Origin of the sequence: Comamonas sp. GB3 AK4-5 (assembly GCF_041320665.1) — a bacterium.
GTDB lineage: Bacteria > Pseudomonadota > Gammaproteobacteria > Burkholderiales > Burkholderiaceae_C > Comamonas.
In genome coordinates, this window is record NZ_CP166730.1 from 2,373,053 (window position 1) to 2,393,623 (window position 20,571).

At 63.5% G+C, this 20,571-nt stretch carries 22 protein-coding genes; 11 read left to right on the forward strand and 11 right to left on the reverse strand.

Features of this window, described 5'->3' with window-relative positions; all coding sequences use genetic code 11:
• Nucleotides 1-151: 151 nt before the first annotated feature.
• On the reverse strand, nt 152-1,057 hold the full coding sequence (locus tag ACA027_RS10780) for a folate-binding protein YgfZ (protein ID WP_370682369.1): 906 nt from the start codon (nt 1,055-1,057) through the stop codon (nt 152-154).
• A 48-nt stretch (nt 1,058-1,105) separates the two neighbouring features.
• On the opposite strand from ACA027_RS10780, the gene mltG reads away from it, so the two are divergent.
• From mltG to ACA027_RS10820, 8 genes are all read left to right on the forward strand, one after another.
• On the forward strand, nt 1,106-2,137 hold the full coding sequence (gene mltG, locus ACA027_RS10785; RefSeq protein ID WP_370682370.1) for an endolytic transglycosylase MltG: 1,032 nt from the start codon (nt 1,106-1,108) through the stop codon (nt 2,135-2,137).
• A gap of 17 nt (nt 2,138-2,154) precedes the next feature.
• Nucleotides 2,155-2,835 carry a dTMP kinase gene (gene tmk, locus ACA027_RS10790; RefSeq protein WP_370682561.1) on the forward strand — a complete coding sequence of 227 codons (681 nt, stop codon included), beginning with the start codon at nt 2,155-2,157 and terminating at the stop codon, nt 2,833-2,835.
• Entirely contained in the window at nt 2,832-3,860 is a 1,029-nt protein-coding gene (locus ACA027_RS10795; protein WP_370682371.1) for a DNA polymerase III subunit delta', read from the forward strand. Before tmk ends, ACA027_RS10795 begins: the two co-directional genes overlap by 4 nt.
• 28 nt (nt 3,861-3,888) lie before the next feature.
• Nucleotides 3,889-4,257, forward strand: a complete 369-nt coding sequence (locus tag ACA027_RS10800; RefSeq protein WP_370682372.1) for a PilZ domain-containing protein — start codon at nt 3,889-3,891, stop codon at nt 4,255-4,257.
• A gap of 78 nt (nt 4,258-4,335) precedes the next feature.
• On the forward strand, nt 4,336-5,142 hold the full coding sequence (locus ACA027_RS10805; protein ID WP_370682373.1) for a TatD family hydrolase: 807 nt from the start codon (nt 4,336-4,338) through the stop codon (nt 5,140-5,142).
• Nucleotides 5,139-5,834: an ankyrin repeat domain-containing protein gene (locus ACA027_RS10810; RefSeq protein ID WP_370682374.1), complete on the forward strand. Its 696-nt coding sequence runs from the start codon at nt 5,139-5,141 to the stop codon at nt 5,832-5,834. Before ACA027_RS10805 ends, ACA027_RS10810 begins: the two co-directional genes overlap by 4 nt.
• 255 nt (nt 5,835-6,089) lie before the next feature.
• Nucleotides 6,090-7,136 (forward strand): methionine ABC transporter ATP-binding protein, encoded by a 1,047-nt coding sequence (locus tag ACA027_RS10815; protein WP_370682375.1) that lies wholly within the window; start codon nt 6,090-6,092, stop codon nt 7,134-7,136.
• A gap of 3 nt (nt 7,137-7,139) precedes the next feature.
• Nucleotides 7,140-7,805 (forward strand): methionine ABC transporter permease, encoded by a 666-nt coding sequence (locus ACA027_RS10820; protein WP_370682376.1) that lies wholly within the window; start codon nt 7,140-7,142, stop codon nt 7,803-7,805.
• Nucleotides 7,806-7,962: 157 nt separating this feature from the next.
• Here ACA027_RS10820 and ACA027_RS10825 read toward each other — a convergent pair whose 3' ends face one another.
• From ACA027_RS10825 to ACA027_RS10855, 7 genes are all read right to left on the reverse strand, one after another.
• A complete protein-coding gene (locus ACA027_RS10825; RefSeq protein WP_370682377.1) occupies nt 7,963-9,138 on the reverse strand; it encodes a GGDEF domain-containing protein in 1,176 nt (391 codons plus the stop codon).
• Between the two features lie 522 nt (nt 9,139-9,660).
• Nucleotides 9,661-10,554, reverse strand: coding sequence for a 3-hydroxyisobutyrate dehydrogenase (gene mmsB / locus ACA027_RS10830; RefSeq protein ID WP_370682378.1), 894 nt, complete (start codon nt 10,552-10,554; stop codon nt 9,661-9,663).
• Nucleotides 10,555-10,710: 156 nt separating this feature from the next.
• On the reverse strand, nt 10,711-11,124 hold the full coding sequence (locus ACA027_RS10835) for a DUF488 domain-containing protein (protein WP_370682379.1): 414 nt from the start codon (nt 11,122-11,124) through the stop codon (nt 10,711-10,713).
• Between the two features lie 21 nt (nt 11,125-11,145).
• A complete protein-coding gene (locus ACA027_RS10840) occupies nt 11,146-11,658 on the reverse strand; it encodes a TfoX/Sxy family protein (RefSeq protein ID WP_370682380.1) in 513 nt (170 codons plus the stop codon).
• A gap of 185 nt (nt 11,659-11,843) precedes the next feature.
• Nucleotides 11,844-13,010, reverse strand: a complete 1,167-nt coding sequence (locus tag ACA027_RS10845; protein ID WP_370682381.1) for an acyl-CoA dehydrogenase family protein — start codon at nt 13,008-13,010, stop codon at nt 11,844-11,846.
• 86 nt (nt 13,011-13,096) lie between these two features.
• The gene (locus tag ACA027_RS10850; protein WP_370682562.1) at nt 13,097-13,480 is read right to left on the reverse strand and encodes a lysozyme inhibitor LprI family protein; all 384 of its coding nucleotides are present in this window, start codon (nt 13,478-13,480) and stop codon (nt 13,097-13,099) included.
• A gap of 87 nt (nt 13,481-13,567) precedes the next feature.
• Entirely contained in the window at nt 13,568-15,091 is a 1,524-nt protein-coding gene (locus tag ACA027_RS10855) for a CoA-acylating methylmalonate-semialdehyde dehydrogenase (RefSeq protein ID WP_370682382.1), read from the reverse strand.
• A 174-nt stretch (nt 15,092-15,265) separates the two neighbouring features.
• On the opposite strand from ACA027_RS10855, the gene ACA027_RS10860 reads away from it, so the two are divergent.
• Nucleotides 15,266-16,162: a LysR family transcriptional regulator gene (locus tag ACA027_RS10860; protein WP_370682383.1), complete on the forward strand. Its 897-nt coding sequence runs from the start codon at nt 15,266-15,268 to the stop codon at nt 16,160-16,162.
• 48 nt (nt 16,163-16,210) lie between these two features.
• Here the strand turns inward: ACA027_RS10860 and ACA027_RS10865 are convergent, their stop codons facing one another.
• Nucleotides 16,211-16,354, reverse strand: a complete 144-nt coding sequence (locus ACA027_RS10865) for a hypothetical protein (RefSeq protein WP_370682384.1) — start codon at nt 16,352-16,354, stop codon at nt 16,211-16,213.
• Between the two features lie 158 nt (nt 16,355-16,512).
• Entirely contained in the window at nt 16,513-17,391 is an 879-nt protein-coding gene (locus tag ACA027_RS10870; protein ID WP_370682385.1) for a LysR substrate-binding domain-containing protein, read from the reverse strand.
• Between the two features lie 123 nt (nt 17,392-17,514).
• On the opposite strand from ACA027_RS10870, the gene ACA027_RS10875 reads away from it, so the two are divergent.
• On the forward strand, nt 17,515-19,068 hold the full coding sequence (locus tag ACA027_RS10875; protein ID WP_370682386.1) for an MFS transporter: 1,554 nt from the start codon (nt 17,515-17,517) through the stop codon (nt 19,066-19,068).
• Nucleotides 19,069-19,137: 69 nt separating this feature from the next.
• Here the strand turns inward: ACA027_RS10875 and ACA027_RS10880 are convergent, their stop codons facing one another.
• Nucleotides 19,138-19,707, reverse strand: coding sequence for a C40 family peptidase (locus ACA027_RS10880; RefSeq protein ID WP_370682387.1), 570 nt, complete (start codon nt 19,705-19,707; stop codon nt 19,138-19,140).
• Between the two features lie 205 nt (nt 19,708-19,912).
• On the opposite strand from ACA027_RS10880, the gene ACA027_RS10885 reads away from it, so the two are divergent.
• The gene (locus tag ACA027_RS10885) at nt 19,913-20,524 is read left to right on the forward strand and encodes an isochorismatase family protein (protein WP_370682388.1); all 612 of its coding nucleotides are present in this window, start codon (nt 19,913-19,915) and stop codon (nt 20,522-20,524) included.
• Nucleotides 20,525-20,571 lie beyond the last annotated feature (47 nt).

A 20,571-nucleotide genomic window follows, 5' to 3' on the forward strand; every position in this document is an offset into this window, starting at 1 on the left:
CGCTGCGTGCTCCGCAAAAGATAGCTGCTTGCGCAGGTGTGGACGGCGTTAGAGGCCGGAATCATCCGTATGAATTACATGCCTTTGCGCCTGCAGTGAGGGGGCGAGACCGGGTGTTTGCCTCCGCCTCGCAGTGGCCCAGGGAGAGCCCTTAAATATCTTCCAGCAGCGCGTAGGGCAGGGGCTGCAGTGCCAGCGCCACGCCGCCCACATTCAGCGCTTCTTCGGTGGACGCGATCTGCAGCGAGACGATGGCTGCATGCCCACCGGCAGGCGCAGCGGCGGACTGCACCACCATGCCCACGGGTTGCTCGGCATCGCTGGCGGCAAATACTTCGGCGCCCACGGCTAGGGGCTGCTCTGCATGGGTGACAAAGGCGCGGCGCTTGAGTGTGCCGCGAAACTGGCTGCGGGCCACCACTTCCTGGCCGGGGTAGCAGCCTTTCTTGAAGTTCACACCACCCACGGATTCGTAGTTCAGCATCTGCGGCACAAACTGCTCCTGCACCGGCAGGCTCAGCGTGGCGATGCCGCTGACCACTTCGCTCCACTGCCAGCCGGACGCATCCAGCGCAGGGCCGGCGGGCAGGGCGGTGTCGGTGGGGGCAACCCACAGTGCGCGGGGCTGGCCTGCAGCGGGGTAGAGGTGAACGACCTGGGCGCCGTCCACGTTTTGCAGCGTCCAGGGTGCCTGTGCGCTGCCCGCAATCTGGGCCACGCTGTCACCGGCCAGGCCGCAGAGCTGGTAGTCGGCCGTGGCATCCGACAGCTTGCACTTGGCGCGCAGCACAAACATGGACAGGCGCTTGAGGGTGGCGGGCAGCAGGTCCTGGCTGCACAGCAGCAGGATTTCTTCCGGCCCGGTCTTGAAGCCGATAAAGCTGGCCAGCATGCGGCCCTTGGCCGAGCAGTACGCGGCCAGGCGGGCATGCTGGGAATCCAGCAGCGCGAAGTCCTGTGTCAGTTGGCCGTGCAAAAAGCTGGCGGCGTCGGCGCCTTGCGCACGAATAATGCCCAGATGGGTGAGGCGGGCGATGCCTTGCAGAGAAGCGGTCATGGGTGAATTATGATCCCCGGTCTACCTATTTTCTGACGGTGAGGGCTTGTGCGTCGATTGCTCCAATGGCTGCTGTGTCTGATTTTCCTGGCGGTCATCGCCGGCGGTGTGGCGGCCTGGTGGCTGGGACAGCCGCTGCGCATGAACGCTCCCACGGTGGAGCTGGAGATCGAGCCCGGCACCACGCCGCGCGCCGTGGCCGTCGATGTGGTCAAAAGCGGCATCCAGACCGATGCCCGTTTGCTCTATCTCTGGTTTCGCCTCTCCGGTCAGGACCGGAAGATCAAGGCAGGTAATTACGAAATCCCTGCCGGCACCACGCCCTATGGCTTGCTGCAGAAGCTGGCCCGGGGCGAGGAAAGCCTGCGCGCCATCACCTTTGTGGAGGGCTGGAACTTCCGCCAGATGCGCGCCGCCATGGCCAAGGATGAGTTCCTCAAGCAGGATACGGCCGCGCTGAGCGAGTCCGAACTCATGAATGCCTTGGGCAAGCCCGGTGTGGCGGCCGAGGGCCGCTTCTTCCCCGATACCTACACCTATGCCAAGGGCAGCAGCGATCTGGCCGTGCTCAAACGCGCGGCCCATGCCATGGACCGCCGCCTGGAACAGGCCTGGGCCATGCGCGCGCCCGATCTGCCGCTCAAATCTGCTGATGAGGTCTTGATCCTGGCCAGCATCGTGGAAAAGGAAACCGGCAAGGCCGCAGACCGCACCCAGGTGGCTGGCGTGTTTGCCAACCGCCTGCGCGTGGGCATGCTGCTGCAGACCGACCCCACGGTGATCTATGGCATGGGCGAGAAATACGAGGGCGTGCTGCGCCGTGTGGATTTGCGCACCGACACGCCCTGGAACACCTACACCCGCGCCGGCCTGCCGCCCACGCCGATTGCCATGCCGGGCAAGGCAGCACTGATGGCCGCTGTGCAACCCGCGCCCACCAAGGCACTGTATTTTGTGGCGCGGGGTGACGGAAGCAGCCACTTCAGCGCCACGCTGGAAGAGCACAATCGCGCCGTCAACCGCTTTATCCGCGGCAACACCGGGCAAAGCGTGGCCCCGTCGGCGGCGGAGGCTCCATGAGCAAGGAATCCCAAGGCATGCCTGCTGGCATTTTTCTGACCTTTGAAGGCATTGACGGTGCAGGCAAGTCCAGCCACATCGCCGCGACGGCCCAGGCCCTGCGGGATGCGGGCCGCACCGTGACGCTGACGCGCGAGCCCGGCGGCACGCCACTGGCCGAGAAACTGCGCGCCTTGCTGCTGCACGACGCCATGGACCCGCTGACCGAGGCCCTGGTGGCCTTTGCCGCCCGCCGCGACCACCTGGTGCAGGTGATTGAGCCGGCCCTGGCCCGGGGCGAGGTGGTCATCAGCGACCGCTTTACCGATGCCACCTTTGCCTACCAGGGCGCAGGCCGCGGCTTTGACTGGGAGCAGCTCACAATTTTGGAGCGGCTGGTGCAGGCCGTGCCTGCATTAGCGGGCGATTTGGCTTTGAATGCTGCCGCGCCGCTGCGCCAGCCTGATTTGACCATCTGGTTCGACCTGCCGGCCGAGGTGGCCGCCGCACGCCTGGCCGATGCCCGTGTGCCCGACAAATTCGAGGCCCAGCCCGGCGCCTTTTTCGCCGCCGTGGCAGCTGGCTATGCCCGCCGTGCAGCCGAGGCGCCGCAGCGCTTTGCCCGCATTGACGCCAATCTCAGCCGCGAAGCCGTGTGGCAGCAGGTGGCGGATGTGCTGCAGGCCAAGGGCTGGTTGCAGGCGGGAGCATCCGTATGAGCAGCAACGAAACCTCCACCGCCCAGGACGGCATGCAGCTGGCGCCCTGGCTGGCCGTGCAGCGCAGCGATCTGTTGTCCCAGCGCGGCCATGCCTGGCTGCTGCAAGGGCCTTCGGGCCTGGGGCAGTTCCAGCTGAGCATGTCTTTGGTGCGTGCCTGGCTGTGCGATCAACCTGGCGAGCAGGGCGCTTGCGGCCATTGCGGCAGCTGCCATGCCATCGATGTGCACACCCATGCCGATCTGTGTGTGCTCATGCCCGAGACCGCCATGATTGTCCTGGGCTGGCCGCTGCCGGAAAAGGCCCAGGCCGAGATCGACGACAAAAAGCGCAAGCCCAGCAAAGACATCCGCGTGGACGCCATGCGCGACGCCGTGGAGTTTTGCCAGCGCACCAGTGCGCGCGGCAAGGGCAAGGCCGTGCTGGTCTACCCGGCCGAGCAGATGAATGCCATCACCGCCAACGCCCTGCTCAAAACCCTGGAGGAGCCGCCCGGTGATGCCCGTTTTGTGCTGGCCACCGAGGCCGTGCACCAGCTGCTGCCCACGATTCGCAGCCGTTGCCTGGGCCATACCATGCGCTGGCCCGATGAGGCCCAGACCCTGCAGTGGCTGCAGCAGCAAGGCCTGGCGCCCGATGTGGCAAAGGCCTGGTTGCGGGCGGCAGGCGGGCGCCCGGAAGACGCGCTGGCCCTGTCGCGCAGCGGCCGTGACGTGGCCGCCTGGGCCCGTTTGCCCAAGGCCATGGCCGCCGGCGATGTGACGGCCCTGGCCGATCTGTCTCCGCCCGAGGCCGTGGACAGCCTGCAAAAGCTCTGCCATGACCTGATGCGCGTGGCCAACGCCGCCGAGCCGCGCTACTTTCAGACGCAGGACCTGCCCAAGCCACCCTCGGCCATGGTGCTGGCACGCTGGGCCAAGGCGCTGGCGCAGGAGGCGCGCACCGCCGACCATCCATTCAACGCCGGCCTGATGCTGGAAGCGCTGGTGGCGCAGGCGCGCAGCGTCCTACACTCGCGGCACTGACAGCTCTTGCGCCCCGTGCGCGCCACTTATGAGCCCGGCTGCCGCTGCTTCTGCCACCCCCAAACCCAGCGTGCTGCAGCTGGCCCTCCCGGACCAGAACGCCTTGTATGCGGCCTATATGCCCATGCTGGCGCAGGGCGGTGTTTTTGTACCCACACAGCGCAGCTTCTGCCTGGGCGAAAACGCCTATGTGCTGCTGCAGCTGCCGGATGAACCCCGGCCCTATACGGTGGCCGGCAAGGTGGTTTGGGTCACCCCGGCACAGGCCGCAGGCAACCGGCCCCAGGGTATTGGCGTGCAGTTTGCCAAAAGCGCCGAGTCGGCCGCGCTCAAGCGCAAGATTGAGGAATTGCTGGGAGCGCTGCTGGCCAGCGATCGCCCCACACACAGCATTTAGAGGCTGTCTGCAGGCCCTTGGTATCTCGGTAAAAATAGCGGCTTGCCTGCAAGGGCGCTGTTTTCCTTTTGAGACCCCATGTTTACCGATTCGCACTGCCACCTGAGTTTTCCCGAACTGCAAGCCAAGCTGCCCGAGATTCTGTCCGCCATGCAGCAAGCCCAGGTGACGCGGGCGCTGTGCATCTCCTGCACCATGGAAGAGTTCCCCACCGTGCATGGCCTGGCCACGGCCCATGACAATCTGTGGTGCACCGTGGGCGTGCACCCCGACACTGAGCACATGACCGAGCCCAGCGTGCAAGACCTGCTGGAACGCGCAGCCCTGCCGCGCGTGGTGGGCATCGGCGAGACCGGCCTGGACTACTACGGCATGGAAGACCGCAAGGGCGGCCGCACGATTGCCGATCTGGAATGGCAGCGCGAGCGCTTTCGCACCCATATCCGTGCCGCGCGGGCCTGCCAAAAGCCCCTGGTGATCCACACCCGCGCCTCCTCGGTCGACACCCTGGCCATACTGCGGGAAGAGGGCGAGAACGGCGCGGCCGGCCAGGCCGGTGGCGTGTTCCACTGCTTTACCGAAAGCATGGAAGTGGCCAAGGCCGCGCTGGACATTGGCTACTACATCTCGTTTTCAGGCATTCTCACGTTCAAGAGCGCGCAGGACCTGCGCGATGTTGCCGCCTATATTCCGCTGGACCGCATGCTGATCGAAACCGATAGCCCCTATCTGGCGCCCGTGCCCCACCGGGGCAAGACCAACAACCCCTCCTATGTGCCCCATGTGGCCCAGCAGGTGGCCCAGCTGCGCGGCATCAGCGCCGAGGAAGTGGGCCAGATCACCAGCGCCAACTTCGACCGGCTGTTTGCCGGTGTGACGGCATGATGGAGCGCCGCCGCAGCCTGCAGGCCATGGCCGCCTTGGCAGCAGGCATGGGCTGCTGCCCTTGGCTGCATGCCGATGCAGCAGCGGATGCCAATGCCGAGTTCTTTGCCGCCGTCATGCGCGACAACTACCGCGGTGTGCTGACCCAGCTGCTGCGCGGCTTCAACCCCAACACCCCCGACGCGCGCGGCCGCACCGGCCTGACGCTGGCCATACGCCAGGAGTCCTGGCGTGTGGTGGACGAACTGCTGCAGGTGCCGGGCATAGACCTGAATCTGCCCAACCGCCAGGGCGAGACTCCGCTGATGCTGGCGGCCATCAAGGGCAATCTGGAGCTGGTGAAAAAACTGGTGAAGCTGGATGCCGACGTGAACCGCGAAGGCTGGGCGCCGCTGCATTACGCGGCCTCGGCCGGGCTGGAGCACAGCGTGGAAATTGCAGCCTATCTGCTGGAAGAAAGCGCTTATATCGACGCCGCCTCGCCCAATGGCAGCACGCCGCTGATGCTGGCGGCCCAGTACTCCAGCGAGGCCATGGTCAAGCTGCTGATCGAAGAGGGTGCTGACGTCAGCCTGCGCAACCAGCAGGGCATGACGGCCGTGGACTTTGCCCGCAAGTCCGAGCGCGAGTACATGGTGCAGCTGCTTTCCACCACCGTGCGGGCGCGCAGGCCTGGTAGAGGCCAGTGGTAAGAAGCATGGCTTTCCTGTACTGCATGGCCTGCGCTGCCTGAGCAGGACATCAAGGTTTTGGGTTCACCTTCGGTAACAGACAGGCAATTCGGGCATCATCAGAGGTTTGCGCCAGACATGCCGATATAACGGTTTTGTCTTATTACTTGCTTTTTTGATAGTTTGCGTTCTTATATGAGCGCGCTACATTCCGCTATCACTTTTTGAACCACGGGTCGCAGCCATGTTGCGCTGGCGGCCTGTTTGACTGACTCCATGATTGACATTCGGGATCTGTCCCTGACCTACCAAGGCCCCAAGGGGCCGGTCGAAGCACTTCGCCACATCAATCTGCATATCGCGCAGGGCGAGATCTTCGGCATCATCGGGCGCAGCGGCGCGGGCAAAAGCTCGCTGGTGCGCTGCATCAATTTGCTCAACCGCCCCACGTCGGGGCAGATGATCGTGGCAGGCCGCGATCTGCTGACCTTGAGCGATGCCCAGCTGCGCGAAGCACGCCGCGAAATCGGCATGGTGTTCCAGCATTTCAATCTGCTGTCTTCGCGCACCGTGTATGACAACGCCGCACTGCCGCTGGAGCTGGCGGGCCTGTCCAAGGCCGAGATCCAGAGCCGCATCGATCCGCTGCTGAAGCTGGTGGGCCTGGACCATTTGGCCGACCGCTATCCCTCGCAGATTTCGGGCGGGCAAAAGCAGCGCGTGGGCATTGCACGGGCGCTGGCCTCCAACCCCAAGGTGTTGCTGTCGGACGAGGCCACCAGCGCCCTGGACCCGGAAACCACGCGCTCCATTCTGGATTTGCTGCGCAAGGTGAACCGCGAGCTGGGCGTGACGGTGGTGTTGATCACCCACCAGATGCAGGTCATCAAGCAGATTGCCGACCGCGTGGCGGTGATCGATGCCGGCGAGATTGCCGAGATGGGCTCCGTCATCGACGTGTTCACTCAGCCGCAACAGTCCATCACCAAGAGCCTGATCGACGAAATCGTGCCCCAGGAGCTACCCGCCAGCGTGATGCTGCGCGTGCAGGAGCTGTCCACGCGCCTGGCGGCCGGTCACAGCGGCCAGTTGCTGCGCCTGTCCTATGCGGGTGAAAGTGCCTACCAGCCTATTTTGTCGCACCTGATTCGCACCCTGGGCCTGGACCTGTCGATTCTGCACGGCCAGATCGACGAGATTCAGGAGCAGACTTTTGGCTCGCTGGCGCTGTATGCCAGCGGGGATGCCGCCCAGATTGAGGCTGCCGTGGCCCACCTGCGCGCAAGCGGTGTGGTGGTGCAAGTGGTGGCGGTGAAGGAGTAAGCGATGTTCGAGAATTTTTCGGAAATGATGATCGAGTTGTTCATCGACTCGCTGTGGGAGACGCTGATCATGGTCGGCATCTCGGGGATTCTGGGCGGCCTGATCGGCATTCCGCTGGGCGTGTTCCTGCGGCTGACCGACAAGGGCGGTGTGCTGGAGAACGCCCCGCTGAACAACATCGTGGGCTGGATTGTGAATGCCGTGCGCTCCACGCCCTTCATCATCTTGCTGGTGGCCATCATCCCGTTCACGCGGATCATCACGGGCTCGTCCATCGGCACCTGGGCGGCCGTGGTGCCTTTGACCATTGCCTCGGCGCCGTTCATTGCCCGCTTGGTGGAAACCGCGCTGCGCGAGGTGGATGGCGGCCTGGTGGAAGCGGCCCAGTCCATGGGGGCTTCGACCAGCCAGATTGTGTGGAAGGTGCTGCTGCCCGAGGCGCTGCCCGGCATTGTGGCCGGCCTGACCATCAGCTTTGTGTCCCTGACCGGCTACTCGGCCATGGCCGGCGCCATTGGCGGTGGCGGCCTGGGTGACCTGGGCATTCGCTACGGCTACCAACGCTTTCTGCCGGACATCATGCTGGCGGTGGTCATCATCCTGATCTTCTTTGTGCAAGCCATTCAGAGTCTGGGTGACTGGGTGGTGCGTCGCATCAGCCACAAATAAGCGCACCCGGGCTGGCGGCAAGGCCCGCCGTCAGCCTGTATCTGCCGCCTGCATTTGGAGCTTGTCCAGGGCGGCGGCAGGGGCCGGTCAGCGACGCTTTCCCGGCAAGGGCAAAGCCTCCTCGCGGTGCGCCTGCGTAGAGATCGCGAACACGCTCTTATGCCTCTTTGAAGTTCGGAGGCTGGTCGACGTAGTGGCAAGCCCGGTTGCGGCCCGCTTCCTTGGCCTGGCCCAGCGCTAGGTCGACCTTGTAGAGCAAGCTCTCCACAGTCTTGCTGGCAGGCACTTGCGTACAGGTGCACAAGCCTATGCTGACGGTGACCGGCCATGATTTGAATGCCGAGCGGGCCTGGACCGAGTTGCGTATGACTGCGCACAAATGCTCGGCCAGTTGCCGGGCGTCCTGCTCCTGGGTGTCCGGGCACACCACGATGAACTCTTCGCCGCCATAGCGCCCCAGCAAGTCCTGGGGGCGAATGCTCTCTTGCAGCACATTGCCCACGTCGATCAAGACCTGGTCGCCGGCTTGCTGGCCAAAGACATTGTTGATTTGCTTGAAGTGGTCGAGATCGATCATCAGCAGGCTGATGGCGTTGTTGTAGCAGTGGCTTTGCCTTAATGCCCGCTCCATCATCTGCAAAATGGTGCCGCGATTGGCCAAGCCGGTGAGCCCGTCTTCATAGGCCATGCGCTGCATGCACAGCTCTGCGCGGTCTCGGCACATCACCCAAAAGCCTATGGATGTCAGATGCAGTGCGACGAACAAAATGGCGTAAGAGCATATGAGGGTGTTGACCGCATGGGCCTGGGCACTCACTGCAATAGATATCGAAATAAATAGCACGCGCAGCAGCATGGCACAGGCCAGCAGTCCGACGCCCAGCAGCATCATCCAGGACCCTGGGGAGATTGGCCGATTTTGGCGCTGCACCATGGCATATAACATCCAGCAATAACTAAATAAGAAAAGTGCACTAATGATTTGCGTGCGCAATGTCAGGCTTTCTATGAAAACCTCAAACAAAAATGCAGTCAGCACGGGCAAGCCCAAAAGCATCAAGGTGGGTGCTTTGGCTTTGTGAAAGCGGTAGAGCGCCCAAATCGAGCAACTGATTCCCCCTGCATACAGCACGTAGGCGCCACTGAACCATTCCGGATAGCCTGTGGCACTCAGCCACACCATGCAGGCAAAAGCCAGCCCATACAAAAGCAGTGAGAAAACCATCTGCTGGCAGCCGTCTTCCCAGTGGCGACCTCCCAGAAACCAGGCGACGGCCACCAGGGTTCCTGATGACAGACAAATCATTAATCCAACTGCGGCAACATCTGGCACCTCGTTTACTCCCTTGAATTGCGCTCATGAAAAAGATGCGCAAAGCGGTGCGATTTTAACGATGCGCTGGGCTCAAAAAACCCAGGAGTCCTTACATTGTGCGAGCAAGAATTGCACCATTGCGGTGCAAGTGGAAACATAAAGCCTACATAAAATTGATTTTTTCCAAATGCCTGGGGTATTTCGTGTGGGGGCTGATCAGAATGAAAGGCGGCCGATAAAGAGGTGGGAATGGGGCCTGGGGAGTTTTTAGGGGTTCAAATCAGAAATATAATAAATTTGAAACATTAAATACCAATCTGATACATAGTTATCAGTTACTGGTACAAATCATTTCGAAAAGATGGGTCTGGTGACGCAGCTGAGGATATTTCACAGGCGTTTCTTCAGGCAATGGGGATATGTCTGGAGCCTGTCTGGCCCGGGGAAGCTGCGGCTGGCCTGCGGCTTGTAAGCCATGCCGCAGCGAGGCGGAGCACAGCAGCGGCAGGCAGCCCCGGACTGCTTGCCGCTGTTATGCCATCACGGTTTTTGCAGCATCTTGATCACGCTGGAGAAGTCTTCGGCGCCATGGCCGGCCATGCTGTGCGCGGCATAGATGGCGCGGGCCATGCCACCCAGGGGGGTGCTGGCCTTGGTGGCAATGGCGTTGTCCTGGGCCAGGCCCAGGTCCTTGAGCATCAGGTCGGTGCCAAAGCCGCCGGCGTAACCCTTGCTGGCGGGCGCATTCTCATGCACGCCGGGGCAGGGGTTGTATTTCTCCAGCGCCCAGTTGCCGCCCGAGCTGCGGCGCATGATTTCGCTCAGCACCTTGGGGTCCAGGCCGTTGGCCACGCCCAGGGCGATGGCCTCGCTGGTGCCCACCATCAGAATGCCCAGCAGCATGTTGTTGCAGATCTTGGCGGTCTGGCCCGCACCCACGCTGCCGGCGTGGAAGATGTTGGCGCCCATTTTCTCGAGCAAGGGCTTGGCGCGTGCCAGCTGGGCGTCGCTGCCGCCCACCATAAAGGTCAGGGTGCCAGCAATGGCACCACCCGTGCCGCCGGAGACGGGGGCATCGATGAAGTCAATGCCCGCTGCCTGGGCAGCCTGGGCCACTTTCTGGCTGCTGGCGGCGGCAATGGTCGAGCTGTCGATCACCAGCGCGCCCTTGGCAATGTGCTGCAGCAGGCCGCTTTGGCCGTCCTTGCCCAGGAACAGCGCCTCCACATGCTGGCTGGCGGGCAGCATGGTGACGATGGCTTCGGAGCCTTGCACGGCTGCCTGTGCGCTGGCAGCGGCCTGGCCGCCGGCGGCCACCACCTTGGCGATGGCCTCCTGACTCAGGTCAAAGGCTTTGACGCTGTGGCCGGCCTTGGCCAGGTTGATGGCCATGGGGGCGCCCATATTGCCGAGGCCGATAAATGCGATTTGCATGGTTTGTCTCCTTGTGGTGTTGGTATGGGAAAAAAGGGTTGAGAGTGCTGCACTGCCGCCTTGGGGATTGAGGCTTTGCGCAGCTTCGCTTTTGCTAGCTATCTATGGGCTAGGGCATTGCGTTTGAATCTGAAAATAGGGTGGATTCATGGGCCATCAAGCCACTGCAATCACCGCCCCCTTGTCCGCGAGCAGCGTGCGCAAAATGCTGCGGTGGCAGCGGGCCTCATCGTCGCAATAGCAGCCGATGGCAAAGTTGGTCTGGTGGGAAAGCGCTGCCAGCAGCTGCAGCGTGCGCTCGGCACCGGCTGAGGCCATCTCCTTGCGGAATGCCTTGTCAAACTGCTGCCAGGCCTTGGTGCTGGCATGCAGCTCGGTGGTTTTTTGTGCCGCCTGGCCCAGGGCCATGGTCTCGGCGCTGGGCGAGAGCTCGGGATACCAGCAGTCGTAGTAGTCGCGGCTGGCAAATTCCGCCTTGGGCACGCCGCGCGGTGGGCGGCGCACGGTGCCTATGCGCAGGCCTTCATCCGGAGTGCGGGGGGAGCCGAGTTGGACGATGCGTATGGACATGGTGGGGCTGGGCCTTGGGGTTTAGAGATCGTCGTCGTCAAACACCGAATGCTTGCGCGCTGTGCCCTCGTTTTTTGCAGCGGTTTTTGTGCTCTTGCGCAGACTGGACAAGCTTGGGCTGCTCTTTTTTGCGGAGCGTGCAGCGTCGTCTTTGCCTTCCACCCCTGCCGGCTTGCGCGATTTTTTGGGTGTGGCCTTGGCCAGCGGGTTGAAAGCCAGCGCTGCGCCCACCCAGTGCTGCCACTGGGCCTGGGTGGCATAGGCCGAGGGGCCGATGTAGAAATAACCATCCATCAAGCCCTTGCTGGACAGGGTTCGCACGCCTGGCGTTTCTGCCACGGCGGCATGCGTGCTTGGCGGCAGGCGCACCAGCAGCTCATCGTCCTCCACACCCAGGCACAGCTTGCCGTTCACCATGAACACATGGCAGCCAAACATGCGCTTTTCCTCGACTTCGGCACCGTGTTCGGCCAGCGCTTCACGCACGGCATCAATCAGGCGCAGGGCTTCATCGGACAGGGGTTTGGCGGGCATGGTCGTGAAACAGGTGCAGGAGTAGAGGAGGCAGCGTCATCAGCTACTGCAGGCCGGGCGCTTACGCTGGCCAGAGCTGCCGCGCAAGGGCCGCCCCGCAGCGTTGGCAGCGCCCCTCTGCCCGCATCGCTTTGCGATGCGAGAGCGGAGGGAAGGCACGCAGTGCCTCAGGGAGGTGTCCGATTTCATCGGATGGACTCGCAAGCATCACCATCCAGCATGCGTCGGGCAATGATGACGCGCATGATCTCGTTCGTGCCTTCCAGAATCTGGTGCACGCGGGCGTCACGCATCAATCGCTCCAGCGGGTACTCGCGGATATAGCCGTAGCCGCCGTGCAGCTGCAGGGCTTCGTTGCAGACCATAAAGCCGGCGTCTGTCGCAAAGCGTTTGGCCATGGCGCAGTAGGTGGAGGCATCGCGTGCGCCGGCGTCGAGTTTGCTGGCGGCCAGGCGCACCATGTGGCGTGCGGCGACCAGCTCGGTGGCCATATCGGCCAGCTTGAACTGCAGGGCCTGGAAGCTGGCAATGGGCTTGCCGAACTGCTTGCGCTCCTGCATGTACTGCTGGGCCTGGGTGAGGGCGCCCTGGGCTGCACCCACCGAGCAAGTGGCGATGTTGATGCGCCCGCCGTCCAGGCCCTTCATGGCGATCTTGAAGCCCTCGCCCTCGCGGCCCAGCAGGTGGTCAGCGGGAATGCGCACATTGTCAAAGCTGATGACGCGGGTGGGCTGGCTGTTCCAGCCCATTTTTTCTTCTTTTTTGCCGTAGCTGATGCCGGGCGTATCGGCGGGTACGGCAAAGGCCGAGATACCGGATGCGCCCGAAGCCGCATCGCCGGTGCGGGCCATCAGCACCAGCATATCGGTGGCGCCGGCGCCGCTGATAAAGGCCTTGGCGCCGTTGATGACGTATTCGTTGCCCACCAGCTCGGCCCGGGTCTTGAGCGAGGCGGCGTCCGAGCCGGCGCCGGGTTCGGTCAGGCAGTAGCTGGCCAGCTTTTGGCCGCTGGTGAGTGCCTCGCCCCATTGCCGGCGCACGGCGTCCTGGGCCCAGGTGCCCAGCATCCAGGTGGCCATGTTGTGGATGGTGATGAAGGCCGTGGTGCTGGGGTCGACAGCCGCCATTTCTTCGAACACCAGGGTGGCATCCAGGCGCGGCAGGGCCAGGCCGCCGGCGCTCTCGGGGGCGTACAGGCCGCAAAACCCCAGCTCACCGGCCTTGGCGATGGCCTCGCGGGGAAAGATGGATTCGCGGTCCCATTCGGCGGCATGGGGAGCCAGTTCCGCCTGGGCAAAGGCGCGGGCGGTGTCGGCAAAGGCGCGCTGATCTTCGCTGAGTTCAAAGTCCATGGCGGTGTCTCCTGTTCGGTCCTTGTTGTTATGGGGAAAGTGCGAGCAGCGGATGAAAAGTCCGCTGGCCGCGGAGGTGCTTGGCCCTAGTGCAGCCAGCGCTCCAGTGCCTGCATGCGCTCTTGCGTGGCGGCAGTCAGGCACGCGTGGTAGAGCCGGGGGCTGTCGGACTGGGCCTCGCTGGCGCGGGTTGCTGCCTTGCAGCGCGCCGTGCGGCTTTTGATCCAGCCATTTTGGTCATGGCGCAGTCCCGTGCGTTTGCCCTGGGGCAATTGCTGCATCACTTCGAGGTAGCGGATGTTGAGTGCGGTATCGGCCTGTTGGAAGGTTTGCACTGCGCAAGCGTTGCGACTGTCCTGTGCGGCGGATTGCGGATCGCAGGCCGCGCCTGCCTGGGCAAGCGCAGCTGCAGAGGTCAACAGTAGGCACGCGGCCAGCAGGCGAGGAAGCGAAGTGAAGAGCTGAGGCATATGGGCATCATCCCAGATTCTCAAGCTGCTCTTCTCAGTCAAACTGACTTCTCACGCAAGCTGGCTGTGCGGTGGCTGCTATCTTTCTTACTTCAGGCTGATGGTCGTATTGACGCCGTGGCTGGTGGTGCTGTCATCAAACCAGCGTGCCGTCACGGTCTTGGTCTGGGTGTAGAACATCACCACCTGCTTGCCGTAGGGGCCCAGATCGCCCAGCTTGGAGGCGCGGCTGCCGGTGAAGGAGAACATGGGCACGGGCACGGGGATGGGCACGTTGATGCCGACCTGGCCCACATCGATGTCTTCCTGGAACTTGCGGGCTGCGGCGCCGCTTTGGGTGAAGATGGCCGTGCCGTTGCCATTGGGGTTGGCGTTGATGAATTCGATCGCCTGGTCGATGTCGTCGGCCGCCACGATGCACAGCACGGGGCCGAAGATTTCCTGGTCGTACACGCTCATGCCGGGCTTGACGCCGCTGAAGATGGTGGGGCCGACAAAGTTGCCCTTTTCATAGCCCTTCACCTGGGGCTTGCGGCCGTCCAGTTCCAGCTTGGCGCCGTCGGCAATGCCGCGCTCGATCAGGCTTTCCACACGGGTCAGGGCGGAGCAGGACACCACAGGGCCCACATCGGTGCCGGCTTCGGTGCCACCGCTAACCTTCAGCGTCTTGGCCTTGGCCACCAGTTCGGGAATCCATTTCTGGGATTCACCCACCAGCACCACCACCGACAGCGCCATGCAGCGCTGACCGGCTGCGCCGAAGGCGGCGCCGGCCAGGGCGTTGAGCGACTGCTCCTTGTTGGCGTCAGGCATGACGATGGCGTGGTTCTTGGCGCCCATCATGCATTGCACGCGCTTGCCGTTGAGGCTGGCGCGGTTGTAGACATGGGTGCCCACCTTGGTGGAGCCCACAAAGCTGATGGCCTTGATATCGGGGTGGTCGCAAATGGCGTTCACCGCGTCTTCACCGCCGTGGATCACGTTCAGCACGCCGGGGGGCACGCCGGCTTCCAGCGCCAGCTCGCACAGGCGCATGGTGACCATGGGGTCTTGCTCGGAAGGCTTCAAGACAAAGGTGTTGCCGGTGGCAATCGCCATGGGGAACATCCACAGCGGAATCATGGCCGGGAAGTTGAAGGGGGTGATGCCGGCGCACACGCCCAGGGGCTGGTTCAGCGTATAGGTGTCCACGCCATTGGCCACGTTGTTGGCCAGCTCGCCCAGCTGCAGCGTGCCGATGTTGGCGGCGTGCTCCACCACTTCCAGGCCGCGGAACACGTCGCCCTCGGCGTCGGGCAGGGTCTTGCCTTGCTCGGCCGTCAGCAGGGCGGCCAGCTCCTTCATGTTTTCGCGGATCAGCTGCTGCAGCTTCAAAAAGATGCGGGCACGGGCACCGATGGGGGTCTTCTTCCAGGTCTTGAAGGCCTCCTTGGAGTTGGCCACGGCGGCATTGATTTCCTCGGGTGTGGCAAAGGGCACGCGGGCCAGCACTTCTTGCGTGGCGGGATTGACCACGTCGCGCCACTGGGTGGTCTTGGACTCCACCATCTTGCCGTTGATCAGCAGCTTGACGGTGGGTGCCAGCATGGCGGATTTGTCAGGGGCGTTCATGTTTGTCTCCTTGTTTGTCGCTATAGGGCGGATGCAGTCCATGTTAGATGTGCAAAATGCTGCATACAAGACTTATTAACGCACTTAGGGTTTGCGTTTTTGCACAGGCTGCCGAGGAGGCGCAGCATGGGCGAACAACATGGCCCAGCAATCGGCACAAGACAGGGGAGTTCTATGGATTGGGAGCAACTGCGCCACTTTGGCGCCCTGGCGCGGGCCGGCACGCTGGCAGGGGCGGCCCGCAGCCTGGGGGTGGAGCACACCACGGTGGCGCGGCGCGTGCAGGCTCTGGAGAAAGCACTGGGCAAAAGCCTTTTTGCGCGTGGGGCCGACGGGCACAAGCTGACCGAAGCCGGCCGGCAATTGCTGCCGGCGATTGACGCCATGACTCAGGCCGCGCGCCAGCTGGAACATGCGGCCGAGCTGGCGGTGGACGATGCCGAAGCTCCCAGCGGCCTGGTGCGCGTGGGCACCACCGAGGGCCTGGGCACGCAGTTGCTGGCGCCGGCCCTGGCCGGGTTGACGCTGCAGTGGCCGCAGCTGTCGGTGGACTTGCTGGCGCTGCCGCGGCTGCTGCATCTGTCGCGGCGCGAGGCGGACATCGTGATTTCGCTGGAACGCCCCAAGCGCGGCACGGTGGTGGTCACCAAGCTGGCGGACTATCGCCTTTATTTGTACGGCGAACGCGAATACCTGGCGCGTCGCCCCTTGGTGGCCCAGCGCGAAGACCTGCGCCACCACCGCTTCATCCACTATGTGGATGATTTGCTGTTCTCCAAGGAACTGCAGCTGCTGGATCAGCTGTACAGGCCGGAGCGCTTTGCCTTTCGCTCCACCAGCATCACTGCCCAGTACGAGGCTGTGCGCGCCGGCGCGGGGTTGGCCGTGCTGCCGGCTTTTCTGGCTGACCGTGATCCCACGCTCAGCCGCGTATTGCCGCAGCAGGCCTGCTTTACGCGCACCTTCTGGATGAGCATGCCCGAGGAGCTCAAGGGCTTGCCCCGCATCCAGACCGTGTGGCGCTTTTTGAAAGAGGCGGTGCAGCAGCGGCAGTCCGCCCTGGGTCCATAAAGGTCGGCAGGGCCTGCCGCTGCGGCCAGCCCCGGGCAGGGGCTGGGGTTAGAGCACGTCCACGCTGTATTCGCCCTGTGGCGGCTCTTGCAGCAGCAGGCGCAGCACTTCTTCGGGCGCACGGGGTTCCGGCGTAGGCAGGCAGTCCGACGGGACGGGAATGAACTCCAGGATGGCACTGAGGTAGGTCATGGCAATCTCCAGCTTGCGCCAGCGCGTACAAAGCACTGGACGCTGTAGCCATGGTGGTCAGGCTGTGTGAAGAACGCATGACAATGCGCAGCCCGGTGTAGTGGCTCTGTGTCGTTGGCGATACAGATCCGCGAGGGCCTGCCAGGCTGGCGCGGCGTTCAGGCTTGCAAGCCTGTGTGCCTGGTCGATCGATGCTCTCTGTAGGCGGCGGCCAGCGTGCGCAGTGCATCGCGGGAGCGTTGGTCCGTCAAAGTCGAGTGCAGCATGATGCGGGAGGACGGGAGCGGAGGCAGGCCCAGGGATGGGCCGACCTCGATGGTGTCGGCCGGGGCCAGCCGGCAGGAGAAGGCCGCCACGGCCAGCCCCGCAGAGACGGCCGCCATGACGGCCGCATGCCCACCGCCCACAAATACCTCATGCCAGTCGATGTCGGCCCCCGTCAGTGCCCGGGTGGCAATGTCGCGCACCCCGCAGCAGGGGGCCAGGGCCGCCAGGCGCAGCGGCTTGCCGGGCTGCTGGTGGAACTGGGGGGCGGCGAACCAGCCGAAATGCTCCGCCCCCAAGTCTTCGCCATCGCGGCGATCGTCTTCCTGGCGGACGATGACGGCATCCAGGGCTCCGGCATCGAAGGCGTCGAGCAGGCTGCGGGAGTTTTCCAGGCGGACCTCAATGGTCAGTGCGGGGTCGCGTTCATTCAGGCGAGCCAGCAGACTGGGGACTTCCGGCCCCGCCACATGTTCGGCAATGCCCAGGCGAAAGCGCCGGCACTCACAGGACAGCGCGGCCAGCGCGCGGTCATGTGCGGCGATGAATTCACGCGCCGGGTTGAGGAAAGTGCTCCCATGGGCTGACAGGCGAACCAGCCGTGGCGTGCGCTCCATGAGTTTGTAGCCCAGCCGTGCCTCCAGGCGTTTGAGCTTCACGCTGATGGCGCCCTGCGTGGTGCCCAGGGCCTCGGCCGCCTTGGTGAAGCTTTGAAAGTCGGCAATGGTGACGAATGCCTGTACGGATTCCAGATCCAGCGCGGGGCGGCCCATCAATCATCCTGAATTGTTGTCTTTGATATGTTCAATCATAGCGTTTACGAATGGCTTGGGCTTTCCTACCATGCGAGCAGCGTCCAGCAAGGGCGCGTGTTTTGAGTTTTTTGGAAGCTACCGATGACGTTGTCAACTTCGCGCCAGGGCAGGTTTGCTCTGGCCGCCATTTGTTTATCCGCCTTGATGCTGGGGCTGGAAATCTCCAGTGTGCCGCCCATTCTCTCCACCATCGAACAGGTCATGGGCGCGAGCTTTCGCCAGCTCCAGTGGGTGATGGCGGCCTACACCATTGCCATGACGACCATTTTGATGGCGGTTGGAACGCTGGCCGACCGCTATGGGCGCAAGCGCGTCTTCACCATCGGCATCGTGGCCTTTGGCATCACCTCGCTGGTCTGCGGTTTGACGGAAAGCGCGGGCGTGCTGATCGTGGCCCGCTTCTTTCAGGGCCTGAGTGCGGCCATGATGCTGATTTGCCAGATCGCCATCCTGTCCACCCAGTTCAGGGACGGGCAGGCGCGCAGCAAGGCCTTCGCGTGGTGGGGCATTGTGTTTGGCGCCGGCCTGGGCTTTGGCCCCATCGTGGGGGGGGCCATCTTGGCCCTGGCGAGTTGGGAATGGGTTTTTCTCATCCATGCTGTGTTGGCCGTGGTGACGCTGTGGCTGAGCCAGATGGGGGTGCAGGAGTCGCGCGACCCGCTGGCGGCGCGCCTGGATCTGGCGGGCATTGCCACGCTGTCGCTGGCGGTGTTCTGCCTGGTGTTGTTTGTCACGCAAGGCCCGGTGCTGGGGTTTTCCAGCCCTGCGGCACTGGGCATCATCGGTCTGTCGGTGGCGGGCTTTGCCGGTTTTGTGCTGGCGGAGCGCAGCAGTCGTCGGCCCATGATCGAGTTCTCGGTCTTTCGCATACGCAACTTCTCGGGTGCTCTGCTGGGCTCCATGGGGCAGAACTTCAGCTTCTGGCCTTTCATCATCTATCTGCCCATTTATTTCCATGTGGGCCTGGGCTATGACAGCGTGCAAACCGGTATGGCGTTGCTGGCCTATACCCTGCCGACCTTGTTTGTCCCCCCGCTGGCCGAGCGGCTGGCCCTGCGCTGGCGGCCCGGTGTCGTGATTCCGCTGGGCATGTCGACGATAGGGCTTGGCTTTGTGCTGATGCGGGTTGGCAGCGCATCTGCGCAGCCGGGCTGGCTGATGCTGCCGGGCTGCGTGCTGGCCGGCATCGGTCTGGGGCTGGTCAATACCACGGCCACGAATACGATCACGGCCTCCGTGGCGGTCGAACGGGCGGGCATGGCGTCCGGTGCAGACACCAGCGCCAGAATGGTGTCGCTGGCGCTCAACATCGCCATCATGGGCCTGGTGCTGGTGGAGGGCATCATGGCGTATCTGCGCGATGTGCTGGGCGTGCGCGATGCAGCCGGGCTGCGGCTGTTTGCGGAGAAGATTGCAGCGGGCGACCTGAAGGTGGCCGACGCCCACCCCGGGCTGCTGCTGGCGCAGGCCGACGCGCCCCAGGCCCTGGCCCAAGCCGCCTTGGTGGCGGGATTTGGCTGGGTCATGGTGTATGGCGCGGTCAGCGTCTTCTTGCTGGCAGCCACCAGTTGCTGGGTTTTCTCGTCCGGCAAGGCTGCCCAGTGTGCAAGCGATGCCGCATGCGAATCGGCATGAGGCCAGGCCCCGCGTAAGACGCAAAAAAGGAGCATCAAGTGCTCCTTTTTCATGGGGTTCAGGGGCCGCTCAGCTTTGCGGGCCGCCCAGGCTGTCCATCAGATTGGGATTGCTGATGTCCACACGGCGGGCACCGTTGAAACGGGTGGCCCAGTACGAGCTCTCCATGCTTTCCACACGCACGCTGGCGCCGGTGCGGGGGGCGTGGATGAACTTGCCTTCGCCCACATAAATGCCCACATGACTGAATGCACGGCGCATGGTGTTGAAGAACACCAGATCACCCGGCTTCAAGTCTTGCTTTTTGATGGCCTCGGTGGCGGCAGCCTGCTCGGCAGAGAGGCGGGGCAGGGTGAGGCCAGCGGTTTTTTGGTAGATGGCACGGACAAAGCCGCTGCAATCAAAACCGGTCTCTTCGGAGGTGCCGCCACGGCGGTAAGGCACGCCGATCAGGCCCATGGCGGTGGTCAGCAGCTGACCCGTCTTGTCGGCCACCTGGTGGCCGGCGTTCTGGATCTGGCCGATAAAGCCACGTTGCGCCATGAAGCGGCCCAGGTCATCACCACTTTCTGCGGCGGGGGCGGCATGTGCGCCGACACCGGCACAAGCGAGGATAAAAACAGGTAACCACTTGGACATGGGGGCTGAGGGTAACATGGATGCCTGCCTGTAACAGATGAAAATCTCATGGTTTTCTCTCCATACATAGCTTTTTGATATGAAGCAAAGTGCAAGCGGGGCCTGCGCCTGCGACAATCATGGCTTTGCTGCTGGATAGAAGCACAGCAACTCCCATGCTTTGCGGCGCCTCTGCGCAGCAGGCGAATCGAACAAAGGAAATTCCATGCTGCTTGAAGTTGATGACTGCCAACTGGTCCTGGTGGACTACCAGGAAAAGCTGATGCCGGTGATCCACGAGCACGCCCTGGTCACCGCCAATGCCGTGCGCCTGGCCCAACTGGCCCGGCTGATGGAGGTGCCCGTTTTTGGCACCGAACAAAACCCCAGCCGCCTGGGCGGCAACGTGCCTGCCGTGCGTGATCTGTGCGATCGCACCCTGTCCAAGATGAGCTTCAGCGCCGTGCCCGACGGCCTGCTGGACTGGCTGCGTCCGCCCGCCAAGCCCCAGCAGGGCCGCAATGCCCGCAGCCTGCCCAAGCATCTGCAAAAGCCGGTGCAGACCCAGCCCGAGATGGAGCGCAGCACCATTGTGATTGCCGGCTGCGAGGCCCATGTCTGCCTGATGCAGACGGCGCTGGAGCTGCTGGAAGCCGAGCTGGATGTGTGGGTGGTGACCGACGCCTGCAGCTCACGCACCGAACGCAACCGCGATGCCGCCTTCGACCGCCTGGCTGGCGCTGGCGCCGAGCTGGTGACCACGGAAATGGTGGCCTTTGAATGGCTGCGCAGCTGCGAGCACCCGGCCTTCAAGGACATGCTGGCGCTGGTGAAATAAGCCGTAGCCTGCCGCGCACCAACCGCCCCGAGGGGCGGTTTTTTTAT